Origin of the sequence: Streptomyces actuosus, from assembly GCF_016921115.1 — a bacterium.
Taxonomy (GTDB): Bacteria; Actinomycetota; Actinomycetes; order Streptomycetales; family Streptomycetaceae; genus Streptomyces; species Streptomyces actuosus_A.
Map to the genome: position 1 here is coordinate 19,914 of NZ_JAFFZS010000052.1, position 13,616 is coordinate 33,529.

2 protein-coding genes are annotated in these 13,616 nt (G+C 74.1%); both read right to left on the minus strand.

Features of this window, described 5'->3' with window-relative positions:
• Nucleotides 1–27: 27 nt before the first annotated feature.
• On the minus strand, nucleotides 28–1,026 hold the full coding sequence (locus JS756_RS33615) for a Gfo/Idh/MocA family protein (protein ID WP_307791366.1): 999 nt from the start codon (nucleotides 1,024–1,026) through the stop codon (nucleotides 28–30).
• A gap of 47 nt (nucleotides 1,027–1,073) precedes the next feature.
• Nucleotides 1,074–13,604 (minus strand): type I polyketide synthase, encoded by a 12,531-nt coding sequence (locus tag JS756_RS37365; RefSeq protein ID WP_307791368.1) that lies wholly within the window; start codon nucleotides 13,602–13,604, stop codon nucleotides 1,074–1,076.
• Between the last annotated feature and the right edge of the window lie 12 nt (nucleotides 13,605–13,616).

Consider the following 13,616-nt stretch of genomic DNA (forward strand, 5'->3'; position numbering starts at 1 on the left):
CCGTCCGGTCGGCAGACGGCACTCCTCTCAGTAGATGGCACCCCGCCCCGGCCCGCTGCCCGCGGCCTCGCGCACCGCGTCGACCAGTGCCGCCTGCCGCAGGACGGCCTGCGCGGGCCCCTCGAAGTCGCCCCCGTCCAGCACGGTTCGGGCGAACAGCGCGACCAGCGCGGCGAACTGGTGTCCCGCGGGGAGGGTGCGTTCCTCCACGTGGTCCTGACGCACCAGCCGCAGCACCGGACGCAGGGTGGGCGGTGCCGTGAAGGCACGGTCGAGAGTGATGCTGCCCTCGCTGCCCCAGAGGGTGCAGGCGCACCGGTACGACCGGTCGAAGCCGAACGTGAGCTGCCCTGTGCGGCCGTCCTGATCGGCGACGAGGGCCGCGCCCGCCATGTCGACCCCGGTGTCGGGATCGACCCGCAGCACCGCGCCGTGGACCGTGACCTCGGGCCCCAGGTACGCAGTGGCCGCGCGCAGCGTGTAGACGCCCGCGTCGAACAGCGCGCCGCCGCCCAGCGCCCGGGTGTGGCGGATGTCGCCGACGGGCAGCGGCGGGAAGGCGAACTCGGCGTTGAGATGGCGGGGCTCGCCGATGGCGCCGGCCTCGACGAGGGCCCGTACGGCGTCGTGCTGGCCGTGGTGGAGGAAAGCGAAGTTCTCCATCAGCAGCAGCCCGGCGTCGTGGGCGGCGGCGACCAGTTCCGCCGCCTGGGCCAGGTCGGTCACGCACGGCTTCTCGGCGAGGACGTGCTTGCCCGCCGCCAGCGCCCGGGCCACCCATTCGGCGTGCAGTGCGGGCGGCAGGGGCACGTAGACGGCGTCGATGTCGTCGCGGGCCAGCAGGTCGGCGTAACCGGTGACCGCCTCGCAGCCGAACCGCCGGGCGACGGCCTCGGCCTTGCCGCGACTGCGGCTGGCCACGGCCACCAGCCGCACCGAGGGCTCGGCCGCCAGCGCGGGAATCACGGCGCGCCGGGCGATGGCGGCGCAGCCGACGACTCCGATGTTCAGCACTCGATCCGGCACGGTCTCGCTCTCTTCCGACTGGGGTGGGAAACGTGCCGACGTGCCTGTCATGACGACCCGAACTGCTTGTCGATGAAGTCGAAGAGGTCGTCGTCGCTGGCCGCCTCCAGGCGCTCCTCGACGGCCACTGCCGGCTCCGCGGCCGTCCCGTCTCCGCCGCTTCCGGCGCCGACCGTCTCGACCTGACCGTCCAGGCGGGTCAGCAGGCCGCGCAGCCGGCCGGCCAGGGCCGAGCGGACCGACTCGTCGGCGGTGATCTCCTCGACCATGCCTTCCAGGCGGTCGAGTTCGGCGAGGACCGGCTGTACCCGGGCGGTGGCCCACGGCGCGGTCTCCTCGCACAGGTGCCGGGCCAGGCCGAGAGGCGTGGGGTAGTCGAACAGCAGGGTGGCCGGCAGCCGCAGTCCGGTGGCGGTGGTGAGCCGGTTGCGGAGTTCGACGGCGGTCAGCGAGTCGAAGCCCATTTCCAGGAAGCCGCGTTCGGTGTCCACGGCGTCGGAGTCGGCGTAACCGAGCACCGCCGCCGCCTGGTCGCGGACGAGATCGGCGAGCAGGGTGAGCCGTGCCCCGGCGCCGAGTTCGGCGAGGCTCTGCCGCAGGCGCTCCGCCGCACCGGTGCTGTCCGCGGCGGCGGTGCCGTTGCGGCGGCCGGGGGCCGGCCGGACGAGGGACCGCAGCAGGGGCGGAACCTCACCGTCGGGGCTGCGCAGCCCGGCGGTGTCGAAGCGGGCCGGGACCAGCACCGCGCGGTCGGTGGCGACGGCGGCGTCGAACAGCGCCAGGGCCTGCTCGGACGGCATCGGTACCACGCCGCCGCGCGCCATGCGCCGCAGGTCGGCACGGTCCAGCTTGCCGGTCATCGCCGACCGCTCCTCCCACAGGCCCCACGCCAGCGACTGCGCGGGCAGGCCCTGGGCGCGTCGTTGCCGGGCGAAGGCGTCCAGGAAGGCGTTGGCCGCCGCGTAGTTGCCCTGTCCCGCGCCGCCGAGGACCCCGGCCAGCGAGGAGTACACGACGAAGGCCCGCAACTCGGTGTCCCGGGTCAGCTCGTGCAGGTGCAGGGCGGTGTCGACCTTCGCGGCGAGCACGGTGTCGAGGTGTTCCCCGGTGAGGGAGCCGATCACCCCGTCGGCGAGGACACCCGCCGTGTGGACGACGGCGGTCAGCGGACGGTCGGCGGGGATCGCGGCGAGCAGCGCGGCCAGCGCGGCCCGGTCGGAGGTGTCGCAGGCGACCAGTTCGGCCCGGGCCCCGAGACCGGTCAGTTCCTCGACGAGTTCCCGGGCACCCGGGGCATCCGGTCCGCGGCGGCCGACGAGCAGGAGGTGCCGGGCTCCGTGCCGGGCGACGAGGTGCCGCGCGGCGAGTCCGCCCAGCGCTCCGGTGGCGCCGGTGACGAGAACGGTGCCGTCGGGGTCGAGCAGTGTGCCCGCTCCCCCTTCGGCGGTCCGGTTCAGGTTCGCCCTGACGAGCCGCGGCACCCGCAGCTCGCCCTTGCGCAGGGCGACCTGCGGTTCGTCGTGGCCGAGCGCGGCGGGCAGGGCCGCGTGGGACTCCTGCGCGCCGTCCCAGTCGAGCAGCAGGAACCGGCCCGGGTTCTCGGACTGCGCCGTGCGCACCAGGCCCCACACGGCGGCGGCCACCGGGTCGGGCGCCCGGTCGCCGTCGTGCACGGTCATGGCGTGCCGGGTGACCAGCACCAGCCGGGTGGCGTCGAACCGGTCCTCGGCGAGCCAGTCCTGCAGCAGCCGCAGGACGTGCCCGGTGACGCGGCGCACGGCGTCGGCCGTGGCGGCGCAGGGCAGGGGGTCCGCGGTGTCCGGGAGGCCCGGTACGGCGGCCAGCACCGTGGCGGGTGCCGCTCCGTCGCCGACGGCGACGGAGCGGGCCAGGGAGGCCGCATCCGGATGGTGGACGGCGGCGAGCCCGGCAGCCGACACAGCGGCGGCGAGGCCGGGGTCGGCGTCGCCGTTCAGGACGCCCCAGCCACCGTCGACACGGGCCGGGGCCGCGGCCGGCGTCACCCAGTCCACGGTGTGCAGATGGCGGGCGGCAGCGCGCCGGTCCCCGAGTCGGCCGAGGTCGGCCGGCGGGCGCAGCGTCAACCCGGCGACCGTGGCGACGGGCCGCCCGTCGGCCGTGGTGACGCGGAGGGTCACGGCGTCCGGGCCGGAGGGGGTGAGCCGCACCCGCAGCGCGTCGGCTCCGGGCGTGTGCAGGCGGACACCGGTCCAGCTGAACGGCATGACTGCGGTGCCGGCCGCGGCGGTCAGGCCGACGGTCTGCACAGCGGCGTCCAGCAGTGCCGGGTGCAGCCCGTAGCGGGTCGTGTCGGCGGCGATCCCGGCGGGCGGCTCGACCTCTGCGTACACCTCCTCGCCGAGCCGCCACGCGGCGGTCAGCCCCCGGAAGGCCGGGCCGTAGGCGAAACCGCCCTCCGCGAAGCGGTCGTACAGGCCGTCCACGGTGACCGCCTCGGCGCCCGGCGGGGGCCATGCCTCGAACGGCGCGCCGTCGTCGTCTGCCGTGGCCGGGACGAGCCGGCCGACGGCGTGCCGGGTCCACGTCTCGTCGTCCGCGGCGTCGTCGGGCCGGGAGTGCACGCTGACCGGGCGCGTGCCGTCCTCACCGGGTTCGCCGACGGTGACCTGGAGGTGGACGGCACCCTGGTCGGGCAGGACGAGCGGTGTCTCCAGGGTGAGTTCGTCGACGGTGGGGCAGCCGATCCGTTCGGCGGCGAGCAGGGCCAGCTCCAGGAACGCGGTGCCGGGCAGGACGGCCGTGCCGGACACGGCGTGGTCGGCGAGCCAGGGGTGGCTGCTGAGCGACAGCCGCCCGGTCAGCAGGTAGCCGTCGCCGCCGGCGAGCGCGGTGCCCGCCGCGAGCAGCGGGTGGTCTCCGGCGGCGAGCCCGGCCGCGGCGAGGTCGGGTTGCACCGGGTCTGCTTCGAGCCAGTAGCGGGCCCGCTGGAAGGCGTACGTGGGCAGTTCGGCCCGCTGGACCGGGCGGTCGGCGAAGTATCCGGCCCAGTCGGGGCCGATGCCGTGGACGTGCAGGGTGGCCAGGGCGGTGGTGACGGCGGCGTCCTCGGGCCGGTCGCGTCGCAGCAGCGGCGTGACGACGGCGGCGTCCGGGTCGGTGAGGCAGTCGCGGGCCATGGCGGTGAGCACACCGTCGGGGCCGAGTTCGACGTACGCCGTGACGCCCTGGTGCTCCAGGGTGGCGAGGGCGTCGGCGAAGCGGACCGTGCCCCGCACGTGGCGCACCCAGTAGTCCGCGGTCTCCAACTCGCCGGGACGGGCGAGTGCGCCGGTCAGGTCGCTGACGACGGGTACGGCCGGGGCGGTGTAGGCGAGGCCGCGGGCGACGGCCGCGAAGGGCGCCTGCACGGGCTCCATGCGCGGTGAGTGGAAGGCGTGGGAGACGGTCAGGCGCCTGGTGCGCAGCCCCGCCTCGCGCCACGCCTCGGCGAGTTCTTCGACGGCCTCCTCGTCGCCGGAGACCACCACGGACTCGGGGCCGTTGACGGCGGCGACGGTCACCCGGTCCTCGTAGGTCCGCAGTGCTTCCAGGACGTCCGCCTCGCACGCCCGCACGGACAGCATCGCACCGCCCTCGGGCAGGTCCTCCATCAGCCTGCCGCGGGCGGCGACCAGGCGGCTGGCGTCGGCGAGGTCGAGGATCCCGGCCACGTGGGCGGCGGCGAGTTCGCCGATGGAGTGGCCGACGACGACGTCGGGGTGCACCCCCCAGTGTTCGAGCAGCCGGAACTGGGCCACTTGCAGGGCGAACAGGCCCGCCTGGGTGTAGGCGGTGCGGTCCAGGAGCGCGGCGGTGGGAGTGCCGGCGTCAGCGAACAGCACCTCCTTCAGAGGGCGTTGCAGTTCCCGGTCCAGCTCGGCGCAGACAGCGTCGAGGGCGTCGGCGAAGACCGGGTGGGCGGCGTACAGCTCGCGGCCCATGCCGGGGCGCTGGCTGCCCTGGCCGCTGAAGAGGAAGGCGGTGCGTCCGCCGCGGCGCCGCACGCCGCGCAGCACGCCGGGTGCCTCTCTGCCTTCGGTCAACGCCCGCAGCGCGGACAGCAGTTCGTCCTCGTCGCGGCCGACGAGGACGGCCCGGTGTTCGAACGCGGCGCGGCCGGTGGCCAGGGCGTGGGCGATGTCGAGGCTGGTCGCCCCGTCCCGCCGCTCTCCGTCCCGCAGATGGGCCAGCAGGCGGGCGGCCTGGGCACGCAGCGCGTCGCCGCTGCGGCCGGAGAGCACCCAGGGGACCAGTTCCCCCGGGGCCACGGGGACGTTCGCCCCCTCCGGCGGGACCGCGGTGCCGGCGGGGTCCCCCGGCAGGTCGGCCGGACGTGCCCGCGGTCCTGCCGGGGTCGCGTCGACCGGCAGGCCGGTGCCGCCGGTGCCGGTGACGGCCGGCGTCTCGGCGGGCGGCTCCTGCAGGATGACGTGGGCGTTGGTACCGCTGATGCCGAACGCCGACACACCGGCGCGGCGCGGACGTCCCTCGCGGCCCGGCCATTCCACGGGCTCGCTGAGCAGCGCCACCGCACCCCCGCTCCAGTCGATCCGCGTCGACGGCCGGTGGGCGTGCAGGGTGCGCGGCAGCAGCCCGTGCCGCATCGCCAGGACGGTCTTGATGACGCCCCCGACACCGGCGGCGGCCTGGGTGTGCCCGAGGTTGGACTTGAGGGCGCCGACGTGCAGCGGCCGGTCCGCCGGCCGGTCCTGCCCGTAGGTGGCCATCAGTGCCTGCGCCTCGATGGGGTCGCCGAGCCGGGTGCCGGTGCCGTGTGCCTCGACGGCGTCCACGTCGGCCGGGGACAGACCGGCCGCATCCAGCGCCTGCCGGATGACCCTCTGCTGCGCGGGCCCGCTCGGCGCGGTCAGGCCGTTGCTGGCGCCGTCCTGGTTCACGGCGGAACCGGCGAGCACCGCCAGCACCGGGTGGCCGTTGCGGCGGGCGTCGGACAGCCGCTCCAGGAGCACCATACCGACGCCCTCGGCCCAGCCGGCGCCGTCGGCGTCGTCGGAGAACGCCTTGCAGCGCCCGTCCGCCGACAGCGCCCGCTGCCTGCTGAACTCGATGAAGGTGTCCAGCGAGGAGATCACGGTGACACCGCCGGCCAGCGCCATGGTGCACTCGCCCGTCCGCAGCGCCTGGGCGGCCATGTGCAGCGCGACCAGGGACGAGGAGCAGGCGGTGTCGACGGTGACGGCCGGGCCCTCCAGCCCGAAGGTGTAGGAGATGCGTCCCGAGGCCACACTTCCGGCGCTGCCGGTGGCGAGGTAGCCCTCGAAGTCCTTGGGCGCGTGCTGCAACCGGGAGCCGTAGTCGTGGTAGTTCGACCCGACGAACACCCCGGTCCGGCTGCCGCGCAGCGCGCCCGGGTCGATCCCGGCCCGCTCGAACGCCTCCCACGACGTCTCCAGCAGCAGCCGCTGCTGCGGGTCGACGGCCAGGGCCTCCCTCGGGCTCATCCCGAAGAACTCCGGGTCGAAGTGGTGGGCGTCGTACAGGAATCCGCCGCCGCGGGCGTAGAAGGTGCCCGGCCGGTCGGGGTCGGGGTCGTAGGCGCCCTCGAGATCCCAGCCGCGGTCCTCCGGGAACGCCGACACCGCGTCGCCGCCCCGCACCAGCAGCCGCCACAGGTCCTCGGGGCTGCTCGCCCCGCCGGGGTACCGGCAGCTCATCGCCACGACGACGACGGGGTCGTCGTCGGCCGCGGACGCGCCGGACACGGCCGACCGGGTCGGCTCCACGGTCGCCAGGGCCGCGCCGAACAGGTCATGGTGCAGTCGCTCGGCGAGCGCGGTCGCCGTCGGGTGGTCGAAGACCAGCGTCACCGGCAGCCGCAGTCCGGTCGTCTCGGTGATGGTGTTCCGCAGGGCGACCGCGGTGAGCGAGTCGAAACCGAGGTCGCGGAAGGCCCGCTCCTCGTCGATCTCCTCCGAACCGGAGTAGCCGAGTGCCGCGGCCGCCAACGTCCGCACCAGGGTGAGCAGTTCCCGGCGCTGGTCCTCGTGCGGCAGCCCGGCGAGCCGGGCCGTGACCGCGTTGCCGTCCCCGCCGGCCGCACCGGACGTCTGCCGGGCGTCGCAGGCTTCCCGTACCTCGGGCAGGTCGGCGAGCGCCGGGACGGGCCGGTCGGCGTGGGCGAACGCGTAGGTCTCCCATCGGACGTCGGCCACCGCCAGCACCGGTTCCCCGCTGAGGACGGCCTGTTCGAGCGCGGTCAGTGCCGTCTCGGGATCCATGGCGGGCATGCCCGAACGGGCCAGCCGCTCCCCCGTCTCGCCGGCGGCGAGACCGCCGCCGCCCCACGCCCCCCATGCGATCGCCGTCGACGGCAGTCCGTCGGCGTGCCGACGGCGGGAGAGCGCGTCGAGGAAGGCGTTGGCAGCGGCATAACTGCCCTGGCCGGGACCGCCGAGGGTGCCCGCGAGCGACGAGAACAGCACGAACGCCGACAGTCCGAGGTCGCGGGTCAGCTCGTGCAGGTGCCATGCGGCGGCCGTCTTCGGCCGCAGGACCGCCTCGGCGCGCTCCGGGGTGAGACCGTCGAGCATGCCGTCGTCCAGGACGCCGGCCGCGTGCACGACCGCGGTGAGCGGCTGGTCCTCCGGCACGGCTGCCAGCAGCGCGGCCACCTGGTCACGGTCCGCGACGTCGCACGCCGCCACGTTGACGCGGGCGCCGAGCGCCGTCAGCTCCGCCTCCAGCGCGGCCGCACCGGGCGCGTCCGGTCCTCTGCGGCTCACCAGCAGCAGCTGCCCGGCACCGTTGCGGGCCAGCCTGCGCGCCACGTGGGCGCCGACGCCGCCGGTGCCACCGGTGACGAGCACGGTGCCGTCCGGCCTCCATGTCGAGGGCGCGGAGCCGGGCCTCTCGGCCCGTGTCAGACGACGCACGAAGAGGCCGGTTCCGCGGACGGCCAGTTGGTCGTCGTCCAGCGTCCCCGACAGTGCGGCCACGAGGCGTGCACCGGTCCGCTCGTCCAGTTCCTGCGGCAGATCGACCAGACCGCCGAAGCGCTGCGGGTACTCCAGCGCCGCGATCCGTCCGAGCCCCCATGCCTGTGCCTGCACCGGCGCGGTGAGCGGGTCGGCACGGCCCGTGGACACGGCGCCCCGCGTGGCGATCCACAGCGGCGCCGGGATCCCTGCGTCCCCGAGCGCCTGAAGCAACGCGGCGGTGAGGGCCAGCCCGCCGGACAGCGCGCCGCCGTCGTCGCAGGGCGACTCGTCCAGGGCCAGCAGGGACAGGATCCCCACCGGTTCCACGGACCGGTCCCCGGAGTTCACCGTGCTGCCGAGCAGGGCGGCGAGGGCTGCGCGGTCGGTGCCTGCCGCCACGCGCACGGTGGTGACGTGGGCGCCGTGGCGGGTGAGGGCGTCGGTGACGTCGGTGACCAGGCCCGCGGTGTCGTCCCACGACTCACTCACGACCAGCAACCAGGTACCGCCCAGCACGACCGGCCCGGACCGCCGCCCGACCGGCTTCCACACCACCTTGTACCGCCAGCCCTCGACCGCCGACCGGGCCACTTCACCCCGACGCCACCGCGACAGCGCCGGAAGAACCTCCGCCAACGACTCGCTGTCCGCCAACCGCAGCTCACCCGCCAGCGACGTCACATCACCCCGCTCCACCGCCTCCCAGAACCCGGCATCCACCACCACACCCGAAGCCGACCCCGCACCAGCAGCCGTCGCCCTCTCCAACCAGTACCGCCGGTGTTGGAAGGCGTACGTCGGTAGGTCGACGACGCGGCCTCCCCGACCGGCCAGGACCCGCGTCCAGTCCACCGCCACCCCACGCACCCACGCCTCCGCCAACGAGGCCACGAACCGCTCCGCACCACCCCGATCCCGACGCAACGTCCCCACCACCACCGCATCCGGCGCAACCTCCTGCACCGCCATCCCCAACACCGGATGCGGACCCACCTCCACGAACGCCGAACACCCCTGCTCGACCAGACCCCTCACCGCATCAGCGAAACGAACCCGCCCCCGCAGATTCCGATACCAATACCCACCGTCCAACCGAGCCGTGTCCACCCAATCGGCCTCCACCGTCGAGAAGAACGCCACCTCACCCGGCCGCGGACCGACAGGCGCCAACACCCGCCCCAACTCCTCCTCGATCGCCTCCACATGCCACGAATGCGACGCATAATCCACCGGCACACGACGCGCCCGAACACCCACCCCCTCACAATGACCGACCAACTCCTCCAACGCATCCGCATCCCCCGCCACCACCACCGACGACGGACCATTCACCGCAGCAACACCCACACGACCCACCCACCCAGCCGCAAGCAGATCCTCCACCCCCTCCAACGACAACCCCAACGACACCATCCCCCCACCACCCGCAATCGCCCGCAACGCACGCGACCGCAACGCCACCACCCGCGCACCGTCCTCCAACGACAGACCACCCGCCACCACCGCAGCAGCAATCTCCCCCTGCGAATGACCCACCACCACCGACGGACACACACCACACGCCCGCCACACCGCAGCCAACGACACCATCACCGCCCACGACACCGGCTGCACCACATCAACCTCCGACAACTCACCCCCACCCCGCACCACCTCACTCAACGACCACCCCACAAACGGCGCCAACGCCCGCTCACACGCCTCCATCGACGCCGCAAAAACAGCCGACTCCCCCCACAACTCCCGCCCCATACCAACCCACTGCGCCCCCTGCCCCGGAAACACAAACACCACCCGGTCAGCACCCGCCGACACAGCACCCCGCACCGAGCCCGACGCACTCACCGCACCCGACGCCAACCCGGACAACCCGGACACCACTTCACTCATCCCAGAACCGACCACCACCGCCCGGTCCTCGAACACACTCCGAGTCGCCGCCAACGACCAGGCGACATCCACCGGCCGCACACCCTCACCCACCGACTCCGCGAACGCGGCCAACCGACCCGCCTGCCCCGCCAAACCCTCCCGACCACGACCCGACACCACCCACGGCACCACACCACCCACCCCGAAAACCCCAACCGGCCCCCCAGAACCCACAGACCCCACAGACCCCACAGACCCAGACCCCACAGACCCCGAGACAGCCGGCGCCTCCTCCAACACCACATGCGCATTCGTCCCGCTCACGCCGAAGGACGACACACCCGCCCGACGCGGACGCCCCTCGACGCCCGGCCACTCCACGGGCTCGGTCAGCAGGGACACCGCGCCCGCCGACCAGTCGACGTGCGGGGTCGGCTCGTCCACGTGCAGGGTCCGCGGGAGCACACCGTGCTGCATCGCCAGCACCATCTTCATCACACCCGCCACACCGGAAGCGGCCTGCGTATGACCGATGTTCGACTTCACCGAACCGAGCCACAACGGGCGCTCCGGATCACGACCCCGACCGTAGGTCGCGAGCAGCGCCTGCGCCTCGATCGGATCACCGAGGGTCGTCCCCGTACCGTGGGCCTCCACCGCGTCCACGTCCGCCGTGGACAGTCCGGCCTTGGTGAGGGCGGCGCGGATGACCTGCTGCTGTGCGGGGCCTCTGGGGGCGCTGAGCCCGTTGCTGGCGCCGTCCTGGTTGAGCGCGGTGGAGCGGATGACGGCGAGGACGGGGTGACCGTTGCGCCTGGCGTCCGACAGCCGCTCCAGGAGGACCATGCCGGCGCCTTCGGCCAGGCCCATGCCGTCGGCCGCTTCGGCGAACGCCTTGGACCGGCCGTCGCGGGCGACGCCGCGTGTGCGGGCGAAGCCGATGAATCCGATGGGTTCCACCATCACCGCGACACCGCCCGCGAGGGCCATGGAGCACTCGCCGGAGCGCAGCGCCTGGACCGCCATGTGCAGGGCGACCAGGGACGACGAGCACGCGGTGTCCACGGTCACCGCACTGCCCTCGAGGCCGAGGGTGTAGGCGATGCGGCCGGACAGGACGCTGGTGGCGCTGCCGGTGACGATGTGGCCCTCGACGCCTTCGGGCAGGCCGTCCAGCCCGCCGAAGCCCTGGTTGGCGGCGCCGACGTAGACGCCGACGGGTGTGCCGCGCAGGCTCTCGGGGAGCAGCCCGGCCCGTTCGACAGCCTCCCAGGATGTCTCCAGCAGCAGCCGCTGCTGCGGGTCCATGGCGACGGCTTCGCGCGGTGAGATGCCGAAGAACGCGGGGTCGAAGTCGCCTGCGTCGTAGACGAAGCCGCCCTGGCGTGCGTAGCAGGTGCCCTCACGGTCCGGGTCGGGATCGTAGAGGGCGTCGAGGTCCCACGAACGGTCGTCGGGAAAGTCGTCGATGACGTCGCGGCCTTCGGCGAGGATCTGCCACAACTCCTCGGGGCTGTTGGCGCCGCCCGGGTAGCGGCAGCTCATCGAGACGATGGCGATGGGGTCGTCGTCGGCGGGCGCCGCGGCACCGGACGGGGCCGGTGCGGCGGCCGGGGCGGGGAGGCTGTCGGAGGAACCGAGGAGTTCCTCGCGGATGTGCCGGGCGAGCGCGGTGACCGTGGGCCGGTCGAAGATGACGGTGACGGGCAGCCGCATTCCCGTCGCGGCGTTCAGCCGGTTGCGCAGTTCGACCGAGGTGAGGGAGTCGAAGCCCAGTTCCCGGAAGGCACGGCCGGTTTCGACACTGTGCGGGCTGCTGTGCCCGAGCACGCCCGCGACCTGGCCTCGGACCAGGTCCAGGACGGCCTGCTCCTGGTCGTCGGCGGACAGGCCGCGCAGCCGGGAGAGGAGTCCGGCGCTCTGCGTGTCCGGCGCGTCCTGCCGCAGACGGTCCTCCTCGGCACGCAGCAGCTCCGCGACCTCGGGCACCTCCGTGAGCAGCGGGCGCGGGCGGGCCGCGGTGAAGACGGGGACGAAGCGCTCCCAATCGATGTCGGCCACGGAGATGAAGCACTCGTGCAGGTCGAGGACCATCTGCAGGGCGGCGACGGCGAGTGTGGGATCCATGAACGGGATGCCGCGCCAGCGCAGTTGCTCCTGAACGACATCGAGGCCCATACCGCCGGCCTCGTCGCTCCAGATGCCCCAGGCGATCGAGGTGCCGGCCAGACCGCGTGCCCGGCGCTGCTCGGCCACCGCGTCGGCATACGCGTTGGCCGCAGCGTAGGCCCCGTGGTCGCCGCTGCCCCAGACTCCTGCGACCGAGGAGAACACGACGAACGCGTCCAGCCGGTCGTCGGCGAAGATCGCGTCGAGGTTCGCGACGCCCGAGAGCTTGGCCTCCGCGCCGTCGGCGAACTCCTGCAGGGTGGTCGTGGCCAGCGGTACGAGGATGCCGACACCCGCGGTGTGCACGACCGTGCGGATCGGAGGCCCGTGGGCCTCCACTTCCTCCACGAGCGAGGCCAGGGCGTCCCGGTCGGCGATGTCGCAGGCGGCGATGGTGACGCGGGCGCCCAACGCCCGCAGCTCCGTTTCCAGTTCTGCCGCGCCGGGCGCGTCGGACCCCCTGCGGCTGACCAGTACCAGGTGCTCGGCGCCGTTGCGGGCGAGCCAGCGAGCCGTGTGCCCGCCCAGTCCACCGGTGCCACCGGTGATCAGCGCCGTGCCGCGCGAGGTCCAGCTGCGGACGCCGCCGCGTGCGGCGCCGGCAGGCGTGCGGACCAGGCGCCGTACGAGGATCGCGGTCCGGCGGACGGCGAGCTGGTCCTCGGCATCGGCATCGGAATCGGCGAGTATTCCGCACAGCCGGGCGGCCGTACGGTCGTCGGGCGTCTCCGGGAGGTCGACGAGCCCGCCCCAGAACTCCGGGTGTTCCAGTGCGGCGACCCGGCCCATGCCCCAGGTGCCGTTCTGCACGGGGTTGCGCAGCGGATCGGCGTCACCGGTGGTGACCGCGCCGCTGGTGGCGAGCCACAGCGGAACCCGCAGCCCCGTGTCGGCGCACGCCTGGATCAGCGCGAGGCCCGCCACCAGGCCCGCCGCGAGTCCCGGCTGCGCGGGGTGCGGTTGTTCGTCCAGGGCGAGGAACGAGAGGATGCCGTTGAACTCGTCGGCGCCACTGTGCCGGGCCGCCTCGGTCATGAGGGCGGCCAGGCGTTCCCGGTCCGTGTCGCCGGCGTCGACGAAGAGAGGTACGGGCACGGCACCGTGTTCGGCCAGCCCGTCCAGGCAGACCTGGACGAGCTCGGAGTCGGCGTGGCCGGCGGGCACGGCGACCAGCCAGGTGCCGCCGAGCGTACCGGCGGCACGGTCGGCGGTCGGCCGCCAGGCGATGCGGTAGCGCCAGGAGTCGACGGTCGCGGAGGCACGCTGCCCGCGACGCCAGGCGGAGAGCACGGGCAGCGCCTGCGCCAGCGCCTCCCGCCCGTCCTCTTCGGCGAGTTCGAGTGCACCGGTCAGCGCCTGGAGGTCCTGGCCCTCGACGGCGGCCCAGAACTCGGCGTCCACCGAGTCCTCTGCCGTCCCACTCGCCGCGGCGAGCTGCGGTGCCGTGGACTCGAACCAGTACGGGCGGTGTTGGAAGGCGTACGTCGGTAGGTCGACGACGCGGCCTCCCCGACCGGCCAGGACCCGCGTCCAGTCCACCGCCACCCCACGCACCCACGCCTCCGCCAACGAGGCCACGAACCGCTCCGC